Here is a 19,777-nt window from a genome sequence, read left to right on the forward strand (position 1 = left end):
TGTCGGACGTGGGATGACGACCGACCGAAAGGAATCCAGATCGGCTACGGATCGGCCGAAAACCGCCGCCCGCTGCTTTGGCCGAAAGGCGTCGGATGCACAACGGCGGTCTGCCGAACGGCGGTTCCCGTACGTCCGCCGGGCCCGCTACGGCGCCTGGTCGGGCCGCACCGTGATGTGATCGGGCTCCAGCTCCAGTAGGACGCGGTCGCGGATCTCCAGTGCCTGGGTGAAGTCGCCGGGGAGCTGGAGGCGTCCCGCCCGGTCCACGGTGGCGTACTCGCGGGCCGTGGTCAGGGTGCGCCCCTGGTCGTCGGTGGTGGTGCGACGCAGGACCTCCGAGGCGGTGCGTCCGTCACGGATCGCGACGGTGCGGTGGACCGCGGAGGCGATGGCGGTGTCGTGGGTGACCAGGACGACCGTGGTGCCGAGTTCCTCGTTGACGGTGTGGAAGGCGGCGAAGACCTGCTCGGCGGTGGCGGAGTCGAGCTGGCCCGTGGGCTCGTCGGCCAGCACCAGGGCCGGGTGGTTGGCCAGCGCCACGGCGATGGCGGTGCGCTGCTGCTCGCCGCCCGACATCTGGTGCGGACGCCGGTCGCGGCAATGGGCGACACCGGTCATCTCCAGGAGCTCGGCGGTACGAGCGGCGCGCTGCCGCCTGCCCTTGACGATTCCGCTGAGGCGCATGGGCAGGGCCACGTTCTGCGCCGCCGTGAGATAGGGCAGCAGGTTGCGGGCCGTCTGCTGCCAGACGAAGCCCACCACTTCGCGCCGGTAGCGCAGCCGGGCCCTGCTGTCCATGGCCAGCAGGTCGTAGCCCGCGACCGAGGCGCCGCCCGCGGTGGGGACGTCCAGGCCCGCCAGGATGTTCAGGAGCGTGGACTTGCCGCTGCCCGAAGCGCCCACCAGGGCCATGAGTTCACCCTTCGCCACCAGCAGGTCCAGTCCCTGCAGGGCCTGGACCTCCCCGCCCCGGCCGGCGAAGATGCGCACGACGCGGTCGCACACGATCAGCGCGTCATGGCCGTGGGCGGGTCGCTGCCGCCGCTGCTCGACGCGCCGCTCCAGATCGGCGAGCGTGAGCGCGTCCGGCGCCGCCGAGGTCTGTTCCGTCATGCCTGATCCCCCATCCTCAGGTTCGTGCCTTCGCCGCGCCGTCCGGTCAGCCATGCCTGGGCCACCAGTACGGCGCACGCCACGGTCAGCAGCCCCGCCGAGGGCAGGACGAGCGCGAGCGGGTCGGTGTCCAGCACCACCGTCGGTACGTCGGCCATCCGCGGCCTGCTGGTGAAGGCCAGCGCGGTCAGGTCCACCCCGGGCCGGAGCAGCGGGACGACGGCGAGCCCGGTGAGCATGCCGCCGAGCACGCCCAGCAGGACCTGCGGCAGCATGTCGAGCACGGCCAGCCACTGGCGCTGGCGGCCCTGCATGCCCATGGTGCGCAGCCGGGCGAGCGTGATGCGGCGCTGCGGTGAGCTCTGCAGCAGGGAGAGCAGCAGTGCCAGGGCGCAGTAGCCGCCGCCTGCCGCGACCACCGCCAAGTAGACGTGCTCGGTACCGGACTGCAGGGCGGTGCTCTTCAGCGCCGCCCGCTCCTCCGACCGCACCAGCACGGTCAGCCGGGCCGACGCCTGGTGAGCGGTGGCGCGCAGGGAAGCGCCGTCGATGTGGTCACCGGTCATGTAGAGCGCCGTGGCGTTCAGGGAGCCCGCGTCCAGCCAGTCGGGACGGGCCTTCGCCAGGGCCTTCGACGACACGATGACGAAGTTCCGGCCGGGCGTCGCCGCCGCGGCCGCCTTCCTCGACGCCACGGCCCGCACCTCGAAGGACCCGGCGGACGCCGACACGATGTTCGGGCCGCTCCCGAACTCTCCCGCCAGCCGCGGGGACACGACGGCGGCGAGCGTGCCCGCACGGCCGTCGTCGAGCGCCCCCGCGGGGAAGCCGTCGTCCACGCCCGTCGCCGCGGCGAGCCGCGCATAGGTGGTGGGGTCCACCACGAAGAGGTCGTAAACGGTTCCGCGGGGCTGCGTGAGAAGACCGGATTCGATGCGGACGGGCGCCACGTCGTGTACGCCGTCGAGGTGGCGGACGCGTTCCGCGAGTCCGGCCGGCAGGGCGGCCGGCGCCTCGATGACGGCGTCCGCGCCGACGGCCGCGAGGGCCGCCCGGTCCCGCCCGGCGCTCACGCCCGACAGGACCGCACCGCCGAACGAGGTGACGGTGAGCGCCACCAGGACGGCGAGCAGCGGCAGCGTGGCCGTGGCGGGGGCTCGGCCCGCGCGCGCCACGCCCAGGGGAAGGACCGCACCTCGCAGGCGGGCCGCGGGCCGGGCGAGCAGCCGGAGCGGCAGCGGATACAACCGGAGCAGCACCGCGGCCACGACCACCGCCACGAGGACGGGGGCTGCCGCGGTGAGCAGGTCGAGGCCCGCGTCCGCCGTACCGCGGCGGCGCAGCGCCAGCACGGCGCCGGTCACGACGAGGACGACGGTCGACTCGGCCACGGTGCGGCGCCGCGAGGGGCGGGCGCGCACGAGGTCCTCCGGCTCGCCCGGTCGCACCCTGCGGACGGAGAGCAGGGCGCGTACGGGCAGCGCCAGCGACGCGACGGCCGCGACCGCACCCGCCGCGGCCACGGCGGCGGCGGAGCGCTGCGTGGGAATCAGAAGCAGGGCGAGCACCAGTCCGACGGCCGCGGACGGCGCCGCCGTCAGCACGCTCTCACCGAGCAGACGCACCGCCAGACCGCCCAGACCCGCTCCCCGGGCGCGCAGCAGCACCAGCTCCGTGCGCCGCCGGGCGGCAGCCAGTTCACCCGCCATGAGCAGCACGATGACAGCGACCGTGCCGACGCCGACCGCCGCGACCATGATCAACGGCGCGGTGGCCGCCCGCTCCCTTCCGAACGGCTCGACGAGGGTGGCCAGCCCCTCCTCCTCGACGGTGAGTCCGCGCAGCCCGCTCCGCTGCTGGAGCTGTGCGGCCTGCGGGCCGCTGGTCAGCGCGGCGACACGGTCCACCAGGTCGGAGGCGGAGCGCGCGGTCAGTGCACCGGTGTCGGCGGGGTGGTGCCAGTACGCGGTGGCGCCTTCCCGCAGACCGAGCAGGGCGCCCGCCGCTCCGTCGTCGATCAGGGCGGTGAAGTGCCAGAAGTACTTGGGGTCCCAGGGGTCCCGTCCGGGGACCGTGGAGAACTTCGGCGCCTTCAGTTCCGGCTCTTCGTTCCAGAAGGCGGCCCCGCCGTGGAGCGGCCGCACGACACCGGTGATCCGCATCGCCGGCCCGGCTTCGCCACCCCCGGCCAGATGGACCACGGAACCCGTGCGCAGACGCATGATGTGCGCCGTGCGCTCGGTGACGGCCGCCTCGACGGTGCCGGTGCCCGAGCCGGGCCGGGGCAGTCGTCCGTCCACGACCTGGGTGAAGCGGTCGAGGTCCGGCTGGGCGACGACGGTGGCCTCCGGATCGGTGTGCGCGGTCGGCCGGGGCAGGTACGCGTCCGTCGCGGGCACGGCCTGAGCGGTCCGCACGCCGTAGACGGTCTGCCGCCGGTCCAAAGCGAGGGGCGGGCGGACGAAGCTCTGGAACACCGATTCCGTCGAGGCCAGGGAACGGGGGGTGACGAGGGACTCGGCGTTGTAGGGGAAGGACAGCCACGACACGTCCAGCGTCGCCGTGACACTGCGATCGGCGACACTCGCCCGCGCCACCGTGTCGCGCAGAGCCGTGTCCTCCTGGACGTCGATCGCGCGGGGCAGCGCCGCCGCGAGGAACGCCGTGACCAGGACCAGCAGCGACAGGGCGAGCGCGGCGCCGGGTGCCGCGCGCAGACGGGTGCGTATCCAGGGCGTGTCGGCCGAGGGGGCGGTGCCGTCCTCGGCGGAGGTGTGCCGGGGGCCCGGGAGAGCGGTCATGTCATTCACCTCCCTGGCGGCGCAGGGCCTGGACCGGTTCGCCTGATCGCAGCGCCGTCAGTACGACCACGAGCAGCGGTACCGCCGTCACCGCGATCAGCATCCGCGCCACGGGGCCCGCGGGCAGTTCGACGCGGAGGGCCGGAAGCGGGCGCTCCGCCTGCGCCGTGAGGACGATCAACGGCACGACGAGCCGCGTGAGCAGTACGCCGAGGCCCGCACCGACGGCGACCGCGACGGCCAGCAGGAGCCCCTGCTCGGCGGCGGCCCCACGGGCCAGCGAACGCCGGGAGGCGCCCAGAGCCCTCAGCACCGCGTGTTCGTCCGCCCGTTCCCGGTACGCGCCGACCGCCGCCACCGCGCAGCCCACGGCGGCCAGCACGCCCGCGGCGACCACCGCCGCCGGGAGTCCGGCCTGCGGGCCCGCACCGAGCGGGTCGGCCTTGAGCCGGTCCCGCTCCTCGTCCCGGACCAGCACGGAGGCCGCATCGGCACGGCTCCGCAGCGCCGCCGCAACACGGGGAGCGGCGCCGTGGTCCGCGGCCAGCCACCACTCGCCGGGCTGCAGTGTCACCCCGCCGTGGTCCGCCAGGGCCCGGTTCACGGCGCGCAGGTCGAGCAGCAGGGCGCCGCCGTCGTCGGTGGCGGGCGGCACGACGGTGGGCAGGGCGCTCACGACCGCGGTGACACGGACCCTCAACGTCGTGTTGCCCAGGCCGATGTCGGCCGTCCGACCCACATGCGTTCCCGTGGCACGCAGGAAGGCATCCGTGGCGATCGCGGTCGGCAGGGGAACGGCGGCCGTGTCGGCCCGCAGGTCGAGCTCTCCGTTCGAGAGTCCGGCGGAATTCCGCGGCGACGCCTGCCCGGTGTCGTATCCGATGGACAGCGGGGCCGCGGCGGTGGAGGGCGCCGCCGTCGCCCGGGGCTGCCGGGCTGCGCCGTCGGAGTCGTCCGGGGCGGGGGCCAGCACCCGGGCACCCCAGGCCGCGCCGGTGGGCACCGGGACGGTGTGGATGCGTCCGTCGGCCAGGACGGCGCTGAGCCCGGTGACCGTCAGCCGGCGCTCCTCACTGTGTTCCGGCAGGCGATAGGCGGCTTTGACGCCGGTCAGCCGGAGCGGCCCGGCGGGTGCCGCGCCCTCGGCCCGGCCCCACTCGGCGGCGAAGTCCGCCGTCAGCACGTGCGGACGGCCGTCGGCGGGCAGTGTGCCCAAGGGGAAGGAGTACGGGACGCCGTACCGGTCCGTGACGGACGCGACGAGATCGGGGGCGACGCCGCTCCGGGACGACCCGGCCGCCGGACCGAGCACCTTCAGGCGCGCGGTGATCCTCAGCCGGCCGGTGTTCTCCGGCAGTTCGAAGCCCGCGGTCCTGCCCTGCGCCTGCGCACCGGAGTGGAGGGGCCCGAGCAGCCGGCTCGGTGAGCGGTCCGTCAGGTCGTCGCGCCAGTCGAGCACGGAGGCCGCGGCCTCAGTGTCCATGGCCAGTACGGTGGCGTTGCGGTCGCGGGGCAGCGAGACCTCGGTGCGGACGGCGGGGGTGGTGGCCGCGATGCCGGGAACGGCGTCGTAGACCCCGCCCTGGGCGAAGGGCGGGGTGGACGAACCGGCCACCCGGAGGTCCGCGCCGACCGCGAAGTCGGCCTGGTCGCGCTGGGACCGCGCCCAACTGGAGTACTCGCCGGTCGCGAACACCCCCATCGCCACGGAGAGCACCACCAGCAGCACGGGTCCCGCTCCCCGTCCGGGCCGGCGGGACAGCTGCCAGCCGGTGAGCGCGGCCGTCAGTCCGCGGGTGCCTGCGGCCCGCCGCTCACCGAGCCGGGCCGCGAACGGCAGCAGGCGCAGGGCCAGTACCGCACCCGCGCACAGGCAGAGCGCCGGGGCGGCCACCAGCACCGGATCGACACCGAGGGCGCCGCCCGTGTCGACCGTCAGGACCCCCGAGCCCGAAGCACGGCGGGACAGCTGCCAGTAGGCCAGTACCGCGACGACGACGAGCGCCACGTCGGCCCCGGCCTTCACGATCCCGGGCAGCGCGTCCCGGCGCCTGCCGGTGTTCCGCTCGTCGACGTACGTGCCGGAGCGGCGCAGCGCCGGGCCCACGACCGCGAGCGCGCAGACCAGCGCGGTGACCGCGGCCACGGACCACGTTCCGGCCGGTGAGGTGTCGAGCCGCACCTGCGCACGGGCCAGCGGGCCATGGCCGGCCAGCATCCGCAGCAGCGGCCCCGCGAGCAGGGGGGCCACCACGACCGCGGGCAGCGCGAGCAACAGGGCCTCGACCGCCGCGAGCCCCGCCACCCGTGGACGGGAAGCGCCACGGGCCCGCAGTTGCGCGATCTCGCCGACCCGTTCCCCGGCGAGCAGTCCGGCCACCAGGAGCAGGGCGAAGGCCGCCAGGAGCACCACCTGCAGCGTGCTGATGAGCACCGTGGACCGGCTCACCAGGAGCGTGCGGCGCAGATCCGTGAGTAGATCCGGCAACTCGCTTCGGGCTCTCACGGATCCGCCCGTCGCCCGGTCCAGGTCGCGCAGCGTCTGCTGCACGCTGTGTCGCAGACGGTCCATGCGCGCCGTGCTCATGGTGGAGAAGTCGGCGCGGGCCTGCCAGTACATGCGGTCCGGCGGAACGCTTCCGGAGGTGAAGGCGCCGGGGTCCGCGAGCATCGGGCCGTAGGTGGTGAACGACAGCGTCCGCACCCCCCGGCCGCCCAGCGGGTCGAGCCGCCAGTACAGCGCGGTGCGGTCGACCGGGCGGTACAGGCCCGTCACCAGCACGTGCAGGGGCCGGCCGTCGCGGCGGTCGCTGAGCGTGAGGCGGTCCCCGGCGCGCAGACCCAGCGCGCGGGCGGCCTGTTCGGGCAGGGCGACGGGCACCGGGTCCCCGGCCCTGGGCGGGCCGGGCCGGGCCCCGCCGGTCATCGTCACCTGCGCAGGGTCGAGGGTGGCCAGCAGCGTCAGATCGGGGTCGGCGTCACGGGAGGCGCCGGCGGCGCGCGGCAGGCCGTAGGAAGCGGACTGGACGCTGGCGGCCACCCGTACCGGCATGCCGTCGAAGGCGGCGGGAACCGTCCTGCGCACGGCCGCGTCCAGCTTGGCGCGGTCGGCGATGGTGACATCCGCGTCGGCCTCGACCAGGGTGCGCGCCGCCCCCTGGTCCTGCATAGCACGCCGAAGTCCGACATCCCCGACCGCTCCGCTGAACGCAGCCAGCGTGGCGATCACGCACGTGGTGAGCACCACGCAGAGCAGCGCAGCACCCAGCAGCAGCCAGTGCGCGCGTGCGCGCAGCAACACGAACCCCGTCAAGACTCACCCCGCCGCCGTCCCGCGCACCCGCCAAGAGGCACGCGGCCGACTCCGCCCCCGGCGAAGCCAGTTCAGTTCTCCCCGTGCCCCCGTGGTCATGAGAACACGGGCCACAACGTACCCGGACACCAAGGGTCTGTCAGGTGATCCACAGGCGAGATTATGCTGACCGGCATGAGCGAACGGGTGCTGGACAAGGCGGACGGCCCGGCGGCGGGAGACCCGGCACCGGCGGACGGCGACATGGTGACGGTTCACCAGGTCACGCGGACCTACGGCCGCGGGGACACCGCGGTGCACGCCCTGCGCGAGGTATCGTTCGGTGTGCCGCGCGGAGAGCTCGTCGCACTCAAGGGCCGCTCCGGTTCCGGCAAGACCACCTTGCTCAACGTGGTCGGCGGGCTCGACCGCCCCGACTCCGGCAGTGTCCGTGTCGCCGGGACCGAACTGGTGGGTCTCGCCGAGAAGGATCTGCTCGACCTGCGCCGTGACCACATCGGCTTCATCTTCCAGTCCTTCGGCCTGCTGCCCGTCCTCACCGCGGCCGAGAACGTCGGCGTCCCGCTGCGCCTGCGCAAGACGGAGCGCCGCGAACGCGAGGATCGCGTCGCCCTGCTGCTCAGCATGGTCGGCCTGGAGGACCACGCCGCCCAGCGTCCCGGCGAGTTGTCCGGCGGCCAGCAGCAGCGCGTCGCCATCGCCCGCGCCCTCGCCAATCGCCCCTCCCTGCTCCTCGCCGACGAACCGACCGGACAACTCGACGCGGAGACCGGCCGCTCCGTCATGGAACTGCTGCGCGCGGTCGTCCACAGCCAGTCCGTCACCGCCCTCGTGGCCACCCACGACCCCCAGCTCCTGGCCATCGCCGACCGTGTCCTGGAGCTGCGGGACGGCCGTATCGTTCCGGCGGAATGAGCACGGGGTCGGCCCATGGCGGCTGAATGGTGACGGGGACTCTCCTGCGGCCTTCCGCGCCGGAGTTCCGAGGCACGACCACACCGTCTCGCGCCCGTCGGAGCACTCCTCCGCAAGATCGCGAAGGTGTTCCGCGGCTCAGGGATGCAGGCGGGAATTGACGCCCGGCGGTTACTGGGCTTCGGAAAGCGCCGGCTCCCGGGCGCTGTCGCTGTCGTGCTGACGCACGGCGGGCTCGGGCAGGGTGCGGAACATCAGCCAGCTGAGTGCGGGCATGACGATCAGCGGGATCAGCGCGGTCTGCAGGGACGTCGCGTCGGCGAGGGCGCCGATCGCGGGGCTGGCCAGCCCGCCGATGCTGACCGCCAGGCCGAGGGTGATCCCGCTCGCGGTGCCCACCCGTGACGGGAGGTAGTCCTGGCCGAGCGTGACTTGGAGGGAGAACGGGACGTACAGGCCCACCGAGGTCAGCGCGACGAACACGTACAGGGCCGGTCCCGGCACGAAGACCACGCCGGCCACCGCCGCCACGCTCACGAGGTAGGACCAGGCGGAGATCGTCACCCGGTCCCACCGGTGCGCCCAGTTGCCTCCCAGTACCGAGCCGACCACGCCGCCCGCGTACAGCACGAACAGGGCCGCGGTGCCCGCCACGGCGCTGCCGCCCATGCGCTGTGTGGCGTAGAGGGAGACGAAGGCGCTCAGGCCGACGAAGACGATCGAACGGAAGACCACCGCCAGCGACAGTCTCACGAACGACGCCGCGTCATCGGTTCCCGCCTGCGCCGCCTTGATCGTCCCGTCGGCGTGCATGCGCCGCAGCGCCCGCAGCGCGGGGAGACACAACACGCTGCCCGCGAGTGCCGGCAGCACCAGCAGCGGTGTCCACCGCAGCCCACCCGTGGCCACGACAGCCGCCACCAGCAGCGGAGCCAACGCGAAGCCGACGTTGCCCCCCGTGGAGAACCAGCCCATGGCACGGTGGCTGCCCAGGCTGGCGAGCCGGGCGACCCGCGCGGACTCGGGGTGATAGGCGGCCACTCCGATCCCGGAGACCGCCACGAACACCAGGGTCAGCCCGTAGGAACGGCTCAGCCCGCTCAGGGCCACACCGGCCCCGCCCAGCACAGTGGCGAGCGGCAGCAGCCAGGGCATGGCCCACCGGTCGGTCAGTGCGCCGAACAGCGGCTGGGCGATCGACGACAGCAGCGAGGCCGCCAGGATCAGACCTGATGCGGCCGCGTAGGTGTAAGCACGCTCGGAGACGAAGAACGGCACCAGGGCCGCCACGGCTCCCTGGTAGACGTCGACACAGGCGTGACCGACGGACAGCAGATTGATGGATGTGTTCCTTCGCATGCGGCCATGCTGCGAGCCTCACCCCGTGTCGCGCTTTCGATAAACTGCCACATGATGAAGAAAAGCCGCCACACGGTCGCCGCCCCGACGCTCACCCGGGAACTGCCCTCGGGCAGCGGGATCGACGCTCACCGTCACGACGACCACCAGGTCGTCTACGCGGCCCGGGGCGTCCTGTCCGTGACGACCGACGCCGGTACCTGGATCGCCCCGAGCACCCGTGCCATCTGGGTACCGGCCGGTACCGTCCACGAGCACCACGCCCACGGCGACACCCGGCTCCACCTCCTGGGGATCGTCGCACGCCACAACCCCCTGGACCTGCACTCACCCGCCGTCCTGGCGGTCGGCCCCCTGCTGCGTGAACTGATCATCGGCTGCACCCACACCCCCGACGACCGGAGCCCCGAGCGCGACCGCCTGCACGCGGTCCTCCTGGACCAGCTGCGCGCCTCCCCCGAAACGCCGCTCCATCTGCCGACGCCCGCCTCTCCTGTGCTGCGTGCCCTGAACGACATCCTGCGCGCCGACCCCGCCGACGATCGCACCCTCACCGAACTCGGCCGACAGATCGGGGCCAGTGACCGCACCCTCTCCCGCCTCTTCCGCAGCGACCTCGGCATGACCTTCCCCCAGTGGCGCACCCAGCTACGGCTTCATCACGCCCTCATCCTGCTGGCCGACGGAACACCCGTGACCACCGTGGCCCATCGGTGCGGATGGTCGTCGGCCAGCGCTTTCATCGATGTCTTCCGCCGGACCTTCGGCCACACCCCGGGAACCCACCTCGAAACCTGACACCCGGCCCACCCACCCCGCCGCTGCCGGCCGATCTTTCATTGTCTCGCCGAAGCCAACGGCTCCCGTTCCGTCGCCCGGGATGCGGAAGATGCCCGGGTCGCCTGCGAGTTGCTCCAGAAGTGCCTCGTACAGGTTGCCGAAGCGCGGCCTGTGCCCAGTCCTCGGCCGTCAGCCCGAATGTGCCGACCGCGGCGATCGCCTCGGCCGGCACATCCACCCTGACCTCCCGCGCCCCCAGATGGACCGCGGGCACCGGAGGCCATAGGCGTACGAGGCGAGTGTCAGTTGAAGACAGTGTCGGCCGGGAGACCGGACTGGCTCAGCACATCGGCCCGGTTGTAGTAGTCATCGTTCGTCACGATCTTGTTCCCGCGTAGTTTGAGGATGGCGACGGCAGGCACGGAGAACGGCTTCGGCGCACCGGTCAGGTGCCCGCTGAACGTCCAGCTGATAGCTACTTGGTTGTCGTCGGCGAATGCGCTGTTGACCGTGACGTTGGCATCCCCCACGAACTGCTTGGTGATGGTCGCCCACTGGGCGACCCCGCCGCGGCCCTTGAAGGTCTGGTCGAGGGCATGGTCGCTGTAGCGGGCGTCGTTGGTGAACAGGGCGGCCAGACGCGCCGGGTCCTCGCTGTTCCACGCCTTCTCCCAGGCGTTGGCGATCTTCGGCCTCTCATGCGCGGAGGACGACGACTGGGACCGATCGGCCTGCTGGGAACCGTAGGCCGCGGCTCCCGTTATTCCGACGATCGCAGCCGCAGCGGCCGCGATGACGGTGGCGAGAGGGCGACGGATGACCTTCATTGTTTCTCCAGGAAAAGCATTGGCTGATGTACGTGGCCGTCAGCGACGACAATGTGGGAAAGCTCAGCGGGCCGCTCAGGCCCTATTTGGGGTGATCGACCAAGCCGTGGTCGGTCGGGGCGGCGTCGGGACGTCCGTTCCACCAGGGTCTTGGACCACGGTGGTTGCACACCACTGTCTTGAGTGGGGCAGCTGCGACCGGGGGTCGATGGGTCCCAACACCTCAGATATTCGCGGTCACATCCTGGGCATGGCGAATTCCCTCTGTCCGGCAGCCAAGGACTCCAGGGCTGCCATGCCCGCCAGGGAGAGCACCCGTGCGTTCTCCAGGGCCTTGACCACCCAACGATCGTCGTGCCACACCGACACCCGGGCTCACCATCCGGGCGAACACCACCTCGCCCCGCACCAGTTGGGAATCCTTCATCACCGTACTCAAGAGTTCCTCATGAGCCGCGATCATCTCCGAGCGGCTCCGGTAAATGGTGCCCTCGAGCTCCACAAACAGGGCGTCCTCCGCGAAGTCGGCGAAGAAACCGGCGACATCCCCGCGATTCCATGCCTCGTACATCCGGCCCGGAATGACGCTCATCGCCTCAACCGACTGTTCCATGCGATCACCTTTCTGCGATTCGTGCACCACCATCCTCACCGAGCCGGGCCACGGGCGCCTTGACCACGCGTGCACGGCCATTGGACGTCAGCGCCGTGTCCGATAGGTCACGCCGTAGGGATCAGACTCACCGGGCACAACACGCAGCTACGGCTCCACCAATGGGCGCCGAGGAACTCACGGACGGTCAGGACGAGTTGCCCCGGGCCGAGCGACCGCGGTTGTGTCGGTGGCGCCGCTGGTCGGTCTTCTCCGGGATGGTGTGCGCGATGCCGCGTCGGCGCAGGTAGGCGCGGAAGCCACGGGAGCTGTGGGCCTTGTCCGTGATGACCTCGTCGGGCCGGCGGCGTGGTCGGCCAAGGCCGGTGCGCGGGACCCGGATGCGTTCCAGGAGGGGGCGTGCGCAGATGCTGTCGTGGCGTTGGCCAGGTGTCAGCGGGATCGCGAGGGACCGGCCGTGGCACGTCGCAGGCGAGGTGGATCGTGGTGGCCAGTCCTCCTCGGGATCTGCCGAGGGCGTGGACGTCAGGTCCTTCCGCGACTCTGTCAGGTAGCTGATCCGGCCCATGTGCAGGTGAAGGCAAGCGAGCCCCGGAGCCAGGGACGTGGAAGCCGCCAGACCCCCAGCCGACGCGCAACCGGCCGAGCGGAACAACTGACGCGCCGGGCCCACCGCCGCGACCGCCTGCCCGACGCCTACCGAGCCAGCGCCGGCCTCGTCCCCGACCGCACCGTCACCGCCTCAAGACAGGCCGCGACCAGGCCAGACACACCTCACCCGCTGTCACGCACCAACTCGTCAGCTGCCGGCCCCCGTGTAGCGGCGCAAGCCGGTCCGCCACACGGTGTTCGCCACCAGCACGGCGGTGGCCGTCGTCGCCAGGGCGCCGAGCAAGAGGGCCGGGTCGGCCGGCCGGGTGAGTGTGCGCGCCGGTGCGCTGGCGATGACGGCGAGCGGGAGGACGTAGGTGAACAGCCGCCGCAGGGGACGTGCGTAGACGTCGGCCGGGTAGCGGGCCAGCTGCCACACGTTGCCGAACAGGCTGTACAGGTCCAGTTTCGGCGCCCAGAACGCGAGGCTCGCGAAGATCATCCCCACAGCCCACGTCGTCACGGCCGCGGCCAGCATGAGCACCGCCCACGCCCCGAACGCGCCCGCGCCCGGGTAGTGCGGCAGCGTGCCCGCGCCGGTGAGGACGACGGCGAGCCCGAGCAGGATCTGCACCCCGGCCAGGGGCGCCGCGGTGGCGAAGCTGACGAGGAACATGCTGGGCGCGGGCTGCAGCAGGTGGTGGTCGAGCTGTCCCTCCCGCACTCCGCGGGTCGGGAAGCCAGCGAGGTTCGGGTCCACGAACGTCGTTTTCACGCCGCTGAGCAGCTCGAACGTGCCGGTGAGCACCAGCACCTCGGGTTGCGTCCAGCCGGCGAGGTCGCCGGTGCGGGAGAAGATGACCAGCACCATGGTGATCGTCGAGGCCAGGGCGACCACCGACAGAACCGCGTCGAACGCGAGGTTCGCCCGGAACGCCAGGGCCTGGCGCAGGGACAGGGAAAAACTCGTGGCGAACAGCTTGAGCAGCTTCATGTGTTACGCCCCCACCGCGGTGTACCGGCGCACACCGGACCGCCAGACGGCAACGGCGGCGGCCGTACAGACCAGGCACCACCCGGCTTGCAGCGCGACCGCGGTCCCGGAGAGGGACAGCGTCCCGGCCGCGATCCCCGCGGGCAGGCCGAGCATGGCGTGGAACGGCAGGAGGGTGGCGACCGTCCGCCAACCGCCGGGCAGTTCCCCCAGCGGCGCGGCGATGCCACCGAGCAGGAACACCAGGATGTTGCCGAACGCGACGATCGCGTGCACGCGTTCGGTCCAGAACGCCGCGAGCGCGAGCAGCCACGTCCACAGGAACCGCAGCACCGCGGCCAGTACCAGCGACGGCAGCGCGAGCAGTACGGCCTGCCACCGGTAGGACGCGCCGATGATCAGTGCGACCACCACCGTGAGCGGCAGCCCGAACAGGCCCAGCCACAGCCGGATCGCGAGGTTCTGCCCTGCGGGCGCGAGCACCACGGGCTGCGGTTTCAGCAGTTGGTGGCCGATCTTCCCGTCGTAGACCGACTCGGCGAAGGTGTAGTCCTCGAAGGACGCCGTCAGCAGGTGCACCGCCATGAGCGCCACGAAGTACCGCACGATCCCCGTGTCTCCGGGCAGCACCGCCGACCACACGACGAGCCCGATGAGCGGCCCGATCGCGTAGTTCACGACCAGCGACGCGGTGAACCACCAGGTGCCGGCCCACTCCAGGAACTGGTTGCGCACCGCCAGCGCGAGCAGCCGCAAGGTCCTCACAGGCCCTCCCGGTACGCGCGGTCCAGTACGGACTCCAGTGATGGCTCCTCCACCGCCAGGTCGATCACGTCCAGCGAGGTGAGGAGGTGGGCCGTGACCCGGGCGACGTCGTCGCGTGGCACCCGCAGCTCCCACGACACCCCGCTGGTGGTCACCATCTCCGCGACGTCCTCGAAGTCCTCCTTCACCGCCGCGGGAGCGCTGATGCGCAGCAGTTTGTACGGCGACAGCTGCTCCGAGAGCCGCTTGAGCGGGCCGTCGTACTGCACCCGGCCGTGGTCGACCAGGATCAGCCGCCGGCACAACGACTCGACGTCCGCCATGTAGTGGCTGGTGAGCACGACGGTGGCACCGGATTGGTCGGCGTACGCGGCGAGGAACCGGCGGATGGCGGCGGCCGCGGACACGTCCAGGCCGAGCGTCGGCTCGTCGAGGAACAGCACTTTCGGCCGGTACAGCAGGGAAAGCGCGAGCCCCACCCGCATCTTCTCCCCGAGGCTGAGGGCGCGGAGCTGCCGGTGCAACAACGGCCCCAGACCCAGCAGTTCGGCCAGTTCGCCGAGCCCGGTGTGGTAGTCGGCGTCGGTGATGTCGTAGAGGATCCGCTGGTACTGGAGGGAATCGAGCACGGTCAGTTCCTGCGCGCCGCCCGTCGGCTGGCTCCCGCGGACCAGGGCGATCTGCTTGAGGAACGGGGTCCGGCGCTGCCACGGGGTGAACCCGAGCACGTCGACCGATCCGGCCGTCGGGTGCAGCAGGCCGGACATCAGCTTCATCGCGGTGGTCTTGCCCGCGCCGTTGGGCCCGAGCAGGCCGACGACCTCGCCCCGCGGGATCTCGAACGACAGGTCCCGCACGGCCTGGACCTCGCGGAAGCGCCGGTGCACCAGCGAGCGGAACGCGGCCGTCAGTCCCGCCTCCCGCACCGGGGCCCGGTAGGTCATCGACAGGCCGTCGACGACTACCGCGTTCACGGCCACAGTTCGGCGACCGGCAGAGAGGCGAACAGCTCGTCCCAGGCCCGGTCGTCGCCCTGCCAGCGGCCCTCGAGCAAGGGGATCTCGCGGCACACGACGCCCGGCGGCAGCTTGTCGAGGTTCTCCGGGGCCGTCCGGCGCAGCCAGAGGATCGCGAAGTCGTTGCCGGGGCAGCGCTCGCGCAGGGTGCTCTGCAGCAGTTCGAGATCGGCGACGGTCTCGACGCCGTTCGCGTCCTGCCGGACGTAGAGCACACGCGCGGACGAGGCGGCCAGTTCGCGCCAGCGGTCCGCGAGGAACTCCAGCTTCTCGCGCACGGCGGGCAGTTGCTCCTCGATGTCGGCCAGCGTGAGCTCGGCGCCGGGCCGGGCGTGGAACTCGTGGTAGAACTCGATGCCGGCGTCGAGGTCGATCGCGCCCCCGCCGTCGGTGGTCAATGCCATGCGGCCGGGTTTGAGCAGCCCCCGGAAATCGGTGTCCAGGGCCTGCCGCACGAATACGAGGTCGATTTCGAGCCAGTCGAAGAAGTACGCGGTCTCCTGGCCGGTGATGCGCCGGATCTGGTAGGTGGACTCGCAGTGCTGGCCGAGTCCGACACACAGGTCGAACGGTGCTGTCATGGTTCTCCTTTCCCGAGCTACCGGGCCGCGACGCGGCGCTCGTACGCGCGGAGCATCACGGGTGTTTCGAGGGCTTCGAGGTCGAGGCCGCCCGGGTGGATCTTCTTGCTGTCCAGGGCCAGGGCGCTGACGCGGCCGGAGCCGCACCAGCCCTCGGGTTCGATCGAGGCGATCGGGTCCCGATAGGCCTCGTCGATCGGCACGATGTCCCAGCCGGCGTCCCGGAAGGCACGGGCGGCGTCGGCGATGAACAGGGTGTTGAGGTCGTTCTCGTGGAGCAGCACCACGTGGACGGGTGAGCGGCCGATGGCGGCCACGGCGAGGCTGTCGTAGAACTCGGCGGGTTCCAGGAGGGATTGCACGTAGAAGTCGCGAAGGGCCGTGCGGTCGTAGGGGCGGTCCTCACGGACGGTCTGCGCGACCAGGGCGTCGAGGTACCAGTCCAGGGTCAGGACCGTGACGTACGCATTGTGCAGACCTCGCTCGGCCAGGGCTTTCCGGACCGCCGTTCGCTTGTGCGGGTCGGCATCGCCCTCGTCGAGGAACGGGAACCGGAACCACGGCCGGGCACCTTCGCGGTCCACGAACCAGTCGGCGGCCCGGTCGACGTCCGCGAGGAAGTCCTCGACCGACATCTCCTCCAGACGGGGATGGCTGTAGCTGTGACTGCCCAGCACGTGCCCGGCCGTCGTGTAGGCCCTGATCCGGTCCTCGCCGCCGACACCGCGGGGCTGCTGGAAATCACCGACCACCACGAAGAAACCGGCCTGTTCGATACCCGCGTCGGCCAACTGCCCGACCAGCGTGGCCGTGCGTTCGTCGGGGGTGAAGAAGACACCGGGGTCGTGAGGGGTGTCGTCGAAGGTGAAGGCCACGCGTTTGTCAGTCGGCATCGAGGGCTCCTTTCGCCGGGGCTGCCTGTACGTGCACGTCACCGCTGCGGTCGAGCTTGTCCCAGCCACCGCGCCGTCCGGTGAGGAGCCGAGCCCACGCGACCCATGTCGCCAGTGAGCCCACGAAGGGGATGACCACCGCGGCCCGGAAGCCGGTACGCACCTCGACCAGCCCGGCCGCCGCTCGGCCGGCGGCGTCGAGCGAGTGCGCGAACCGGCGTGCCACCACGAAGTGGCCGTAGTTCACCACGAGGGTGAGCACGCTCGCCGCCACCACCCACGTCGCGGTCCCCGGCCCCCGTGCCAGGAGCGCCACGGCCGAAAGCGGCAGCAGCACCGTGCTCGGCAGCCAGACCAGCGGCAGGATCGAGTTGTTCCACAGCAGGTACAGCCACAACGTGGCGGCGAGACCTCCGCGGCGCAGGGACGGGCCCGCGACACGCAGGAGCACCTGCGTCTTGCCGGTGGCCCAGCGGACGCGCTGGCGGCGCAGACCCGCCATCGTGTCCGGTGCCTCCGTGAGCACGGTCGCCGACGCCTCGTGGGTCGTGCGGTGACCGTTGAGGAGCAACGCCAGTGTGAGGTGCGCGTCCTCGGCCAGAGTGCCCTCGGGGTAACCCCCCGCCTCGACCACGGCGCTGCGGCGGAAGGCGCCGATCGCCCCGGGGATCACGGTGATCCGCCGCAGGTGGGCGAACGCCCGGCGCTCGATGTTGTTCGCGGACTCGTACTCGCGCACCTGCGCGGCGTAGACGAAATCCTGTGCGGGACGGCGGTTGCCGACGATCATCTGCCCGGACACCGCGGCCACGCGCGGGTCGGCGAAGTGGTCGAGCAGCCGGGCGAGGGTGTCGGGCAGCACTTGGGTGTCGGCGTCCACGGAGACGAAGAATTCCGAACCGACGGCCGTGAGGGCGTGGTTGAGGGCGGCCGCTTTGCCGCTGTTGAGCTGGTTGAGCACGAGCAGCACGTCGCCGTGCTGCCGCTGTGCCTCGTCCATCACCTTGAGCGTGCCGTCGGTCGAACCGTCGTCGACACAGATCACACGGTCGAGCTCGACCCCCCGGGAGGCGAGGATGGTGTCGAGGGTCTTGCCCAGAACCTTCTCCTCGTTGAAGCAGGGCACGATCACCGACACGCGCCGCCGGGGCTCCTCCCGCGGGCCGCGCACGGGTCTGCGCGCGACGGCCAGCAGGACGAACCCCTGGAGGGAGGAGGAAATGGATAACGACGTGAGCACCACGAACAGGACGGAAACGAACATGGCGTTCACTCCACGCCGAGGTCGTCCGGCGTGAGCTCGACGTCGGAGAAGGCCCGCAGGTAGGCGGTGATGGAGGTGCCGGCCTCGTCGGCGGGCCGTGAGCCGTTGTCCAGGTGGGCGAGCACGCCGTACGGTCCGCAGAGGTGTGCGGCGCCGAGCAGCGAGGCAGGCGACGGCTCGACCGAGCTCCAGAGGTCGCTGCCGGATTTCGCGAAGTGGCGGTCGAGTATCCGGGCGTTGTGGCGCAGAGCGCGGCGCAGCACCGCGAGCTGGTTGTCGTGGCGGCGGAGGTCGGCGAAGGAGTGGATGCCGTCGCGGCCGGTGAACGTGCCGCGCCACTCGTTGACGTCCGTGCCGATACGGGGGCCGCCGATGCCCTCGTCGTGGTGGACGTGGCTCGTCGTGCCGCCGCGCCAGGTGCTCTCCGGCAATGCCGGGGCGTAGTACGACGGGACTTTGGCCTCTTCGCCGTCGAGGACGACGGCTTCGCGCACCGGGCGGTAGTACTGCAGGTCTATGAGCAGGGCCTCACCGAACTGGAACCCCACGAAGCCCCATGGATTGACCACCGCGGCCTGGACGGCCGTGATGCCGACCGTGTCACGTTCGGCGAAGAGGTCCGCCACTCCGGTGCGCGCGAGGAACTCGGCGATCGTGACACGTTCGGTGACCGGGGCGCCGGTGGCGGGGTCGCGGACGAGCCGCCCTGGGCGTTCGACGCGCCAGTAGTCCATGACCGGTTCGTCGAGGTTGTCCTCGTACCAGCCGAGGTTCTGGGAGTCGAGACGGGATTCGAGGTCGAGCAGGCGGCGGCTGAACTCGGACATCACGCGAGGGCCTCCGCTTCGAGCAAGCGCATGCTGGCGAACACCACGTTGTACTGCTCTTCGGTCTGGGTGTCGCGGGCGACGGGTTCGAGGCCGTGCCCGCGCAGCTCGGAGATGACGTCCTGGGCGAGCCACTGGTCCTGCCAGTACGGCGTTTCCTCGACTTCGACCTTCAGCAGGTCGCACCGGTCGAGGAATTTCCGGCCGCCGGTCAGGACCTGTTCCGTGGCGCCTTCGACGTCCAGCCACAGGGCGAACGGCCCCTGCCGGTCGGCGAATTCGTGGTCCAGGGTCGACGCGGCCACGGTGACTTCTTCGTATTCGACGTCACCGAGCCAGTCGCCGCCCGCTCTGCGCAGCAGGGAGTTGTAGCCCTCGACACGGTCGTCCGCGAGGCTCGCGCTGTCGGTGATCACGAGGAAGGTGGCCTCACCGGGCCGGCTCGACAGGGCCTGGTGCCGGTAGTCCACACGGTTGGCGGCGAAGTCCGTGGCGGCGGTGAACTTCCGGTGCACGTAAGGGTTCGCCTCGAACGCGACCACCGCACAGCCCGGGACCGCGGCGGCGACCGCCATCGAGGTCGCTGCCTCATACGCCCCCGCTTCGACGAAGACCCGGGGTTGCAGCTGGGAAATCAATTCGAGGAATAATCGGTCGAGCTGCTCACTCGTACCGACCGTCCGAATCTTCCCTTCTTGTAAACGAAAATTCACTTCAGGGAACTTCCTTCCACTCCGCAGTACCGACCGCCCTCCGCGTGGTCCGCGCGGCACTGAGCGATCAAGTTCGACGACCGGGATTGACCCGATCAGACTATAATCGATCTTCAATCGGCCACGGCTCCGGGGTCGACCCGCGGAGCCGACGGCAGACAAGCCCGACACGTCCGACTGCGGGGCGAGACGGTCCGGTACGCGCAGTCGAGCTCGATTGCCGCACCTTCCCCGCGACGACAGCGAACGTTTTCAGCGCTGCCTCTGCGGAGCCTGGCAGTCGTTTCAGGCCGCTGATGACCTGGGTGCCGGCACCGGTGTAGGCGCGCTCGGCGAGGATCGGGACACCTTGTCGTTCGCAGATCCGGATGACGTAGTGGGCGCGGGCGGTTGTCTCTTGAGGGCGAAT

16 protein-coding genes and 2 pseudogenes are annotated in these 19,777 nt (G+C 71.5%); 2 read left to right on the plus strand and 16 right to left on the minus strand.

Going from position 1 to position 19,777, the window contains the following annotated elements:
- Positions 1-147: 147 nt before the first annotated feature.
- Genes AB0F77_RS20435 through AB0F77_RS20445 form a run of 3 tightly spaced genes read right to left on the minus strand, consistent with a single transcriptional unit; the run spans position 148 to position 7,230 of the window.
- Positions 148-1,116, minus strand: a complete 969-nt coding sequence (locus AB0F77_RS20435) for an ATP-binding cassette domain-containing protein (protein WP_361950207.1) — start codon at positions 1,114-1,116, stop codon at positions 148-150.
- On the minus strand, positions 1,113-3,917 hold the full coding sequence (locus AB0F77_RS20440; protein WP_361950210.1) for an ABC transporter permease: 2,805 nt from the start codon (positions 3,915-3,917) through the stop codon (positions 1,113-1,115). The genes AB0F77_RS20435 and AB0F77_RS20440 overlap by 4 nt, the downstream gene beginning before the upstream one ends.
- Position 3,918: 1 nt before the next feature.
- Entirely contained in the window at positions 3,919-7,230 is a 3,312-nt protein-coding gene (locus AB0F77_RS20445; RefSeq protein WP_361950213.1) for an ABC transporter permease, read from the minus strand.
- Positions 7,231-7,473: 243 nt separating this feature from the next.
- Between AB0F77_RS20445 and AB0F77_RS20450 the strand changes: the two genes are divergently transcribed.
- Positions 7,474-8,145, plus strand: a complete 672-nt coding sequence (locus tag AB0F77_RS20450; protein ID WP_361950314.1) for an ABC transporter ATP-binding protein — start codon at positions 7,474-7,476, stop codon at positions 8,143-8,145.
- Positions 8,146-8,316: 171 nt separating this feature from the next.
- Here AB0F77_RS20450 and AB0F77_RS20455 read toward each other — a convergent pair whose 3' ends face one another.
- Complete coding sequence (locus AB0F77_RS20455) at positions 8,317-9,504, minus strand: MFS transporter (RefSeq protein WP_361950215.1); 1,188 nt, start codon at positions 9,502-9,504, stop codon at positions 8,317-8,319.
- 54 nt (positions 9,505-9,558) lie between these two features.
- On the opposite strand from AB0F77_RS20455, the gene AB0F77_RS20460 reads away from it, so the two are divergent.
- Positions 9,559-10,302, plus strand: coding sequence for a helix-turn-helix transcriptional regulator (locus AB0F77_RS20460; RefSeq protein ID WP_361950317.1), 744 nt, complete (start codon positions 9,559-9,561; stop codon positions 10,300-10,302).
- A 284-nt stretch (positions 10,303-10,586) separates the two neighbouring features.
- Here AB0F77_RS20460 and AB0F77_RS20465 read toward each other — a convergent pair whose 3' ends face one another.
- The 12 genes and pseudogenes from AB0F77_RS20465 to AB0F77_RS20520 all read right to left on the minus strand — a co-directional run.
- Positions 10,587-11,111: a nuclear transport factor 2 family protein gene (locus AB0F77_RS20465; protein ID WP_361950218.1), complete on the minus strand. Its 525-nt coding sequence runs from the start codon at positions 11,109-11,111 to the stop codon at positions 10,587-10,589.
- Between the two features lie 223 nt (positions 11,112-11,334).
- Positions 11,335-11,724, minus strand: coding sequence for an SgcJ/EcaC family oxidoreductase (locus AB0F77_RS20470; RefSeq protein ID WP_361950221.1), 390 nt, complete (start codon positions 11,722-11,724; stop codon positions 11,335-11,337).
- 211 nt (positions 11,725-11,935) lie between these two features.
- Positions 11,936-12,239: pseudogene (locus tag AB0F77_RS20475) on the minus strand (transposase); the annotation flags it as partial.
- A 284-nt stretch (positions 12,240-12,523) separates the two neighbouring features.
- Positions 12,524-13,309 carry an ABC-2 family transporter protein gene (locus AB0F77_RS20480; RefSeq protein ID WP_361950224.1) on the minus strand — a complete coding sequence of 262 codons (786 nt, stop codon included), beginning with the start codon at positions 13,307-13,309 and terminating at the stop codon, positions 12,524-12,526.
- A gap of 3 nt (positions 13,310-13,312) precedes the next feature.
- The gene (locus AB0F77_RS20485; protein WP_361950227.1) at positions 13,313-14,074 is read right to left on the minus strand and encodes an ABC-2 family transporter protein; all 762 of its coding nucleotides are present in this window, start codon (positions 14,072-14,074) and stop codon (positions 13,313-13,315) included.
- A complete protein-coding gene (locus AB0F77_RS20490; RefSeq protein WP_361950230.1) occupies positions 14,071-15,048 on the minus strand; it encodes an ATP-binding cassette domain-containing protein in 978 nt (325 codons plus the stop codon). The genes AB0F77_RS20485 and AB0F77_RS20490 overlap by 4 nt, the downstream gene beginning before the upstream one ends.
- Entirely contained in the window at positions 15,045-15,671 is a 627-nt protein-coding gene (locus AB0F77_RS20495) for a DUF1796 family putative cysteine peptidase (RefSeq protein WP_361950233.1), read from the minus strand. The genes AB0F77_RS20490 and AB0F77_RS20495 overlap by 4 nt, the downstream gene beginning before the upstream one ends.
- Before the next feature lie 17 nt (positions 15,672-15,688).
- Complete coding sequence (locus tag AB0F77_RS20500) at positions 15,689-16,564, minus strand: polysaccharide deacetylase family protein (protein WP_361950236.1); 876 nt, start codon at positions 16,562-16,564, stop codon at positions 15,689-15,691.
- Positions 16,554-17,828, minus strand: a complete 1,275-nt coding sequence (locus AB0F77_RS20505) for a glycosyltransferase family 2 protein (protein WP_361950239.1) — start codon at positions 17,826-17,828, stop codon at positions 16,554-16,556. The genes AB0F77_RS20500 and AB0F77_RS20505 overlap by 11 nt, the downstream gene beginning before the upstream one ends.
- 5 nt (positions 17,829-17,833) lie before the next feature.
- The gene (locus AB0F77_RS20510) at positions 17,834-18,655 is read right to left on the minus strand and encodes a hypothetical protein (RefSeq protein ID WP_361950242.1); all 822 of its coding nucleotides are present in this window, start codon (positions 18,653-18,655) and stop codon (positions 17,834-17,836) included.
- Positions 18,655-19,293, minus strand: a complete 639-nt coding sequence (locus AB0F77_RS20515; protein ID WP_361950245.1) for an FkbM family methyltransferase — start codon at positions 19,291-19,293, stop codon at positions 18,655-18,657. Before AB0F77_RS20515 ends, AB0F77_RS20510 begins: the two co-directional genes overlap by 1 nt.
- 346 nt (positions 19,294-19,639) lie before the next feature.
- Positions 19,640-19,762 (minus strand): annotated as a pseudogene (locus AB0F77_RS20520) (IS5/IS1182 family transposase); the annotation flags it as partial.
- Between the last annotated feature and the right edge of the window lie 15 nt (positions 19,763-19,777).

The organism is Streptomyces sp. NPDC026672 (assembly GCF_040638185.1).
Classification (GTDB): domain Bacteria; phylum Actinomycetota; class Actinomycetes; order Streptomycetales; family Streptomycetaceae; genus Streptomyces.

What these genes read in the sequence shown, in the direction of transcription:
- AB0F77_RS20435 (WP_361950207.1), bottom strand. Translation starts at nt 1,116, where the DNA reads ATGACGGAACAGACCTCGGCGGCGCCGGACGCGCTCACGCTCGCCGAT.
- AB0F77_RS20440 (WP_361950210.1), bottom strand. Translation starts at nt 3,917, where the DNA reads ATGACCGCTCTCCCGGGCCCCCGGCACACCTCCGCCGAGGACGGCACC.
- AB0F77_RS20450 (WP_361950314.1), top strand. Translation starts at nt 7,474, where the DNA reads ATGGTGACGGTTCACCAGGTCACGCGGACCTACGGCCGCGGGGACACC.
- AB0F77_RS20455 (WP_361950215.1), bottom strand. Translation starts at nt 9,504, where the DNA reads ATGCGAAGGAACACATCCATCAATCTGCTGTCCGTCGGTCACGCCTGT.
- AB0F77_RS20460 (WP_361950317.1), top strand. Translation starts at nt 9,559, where the DNA reads ATGAAGAAAAGCCGCCACACGGTCGCCGCCCCGACGCTCACCCGGGAA.
- AB0F77_RS20465 (WP_361950218.1), bottom strand. Translation starts at nt 11,111, where the DNA reads ATGAAGGTCATCCGTCGCCCTCTCGCCACCGTCATCGCGGCCGCTGCG.
- AB0F77_RS20470 (WP_361950221.1), bottom strand. Translation starts at nt 11,724, where the DNA reads ATGGAACAGTCGGTTGAGGCGATGAGCGTCATTCCGGGCCGGATGTAC.
- AB0F77_RS20480 (WP_361950224.1), bottom strand. Translation starts at nt 13,309, where the DNA reads ATGAAGCTGCTCAAGCTGTTCGCCACGAGTTTTTCCCTGTCCCTGCGC.
- AB0F77_RS20495 (WP_361950233.1), bottom strand. Translation starts at nt 15,671, where the DNA reads ATGACAGCACCGTTCGACCTGTGTGTCGGACTCGGCCAGCACTGCGAG.
- AB0F77_RS20500 (WP_361950236.1), bottom strand. Translation starts at nt 16,564, where the DNA reads ATGCCGACTGACAAACGCGTGGCCTTCACCTTCGACGACACCCCTCAC.
- AB0F77_RS20505 (WP_361950239.1), bottom strand. Translation starts at nt 17,828, where the DNA reads ATGTTCGTTTCCGTCCTGTTCGTGGTGCTCACGTCGTTATCCATTTCC.
- AB0F77_RS20510 (WP_361950242.1), bottom strand. Translation starts at nt 18,655, where the DNA reads ATGTCCGAGTTCAGCCGCCGCCTGCTCGACCTCGAATCCCGTCTCGAC.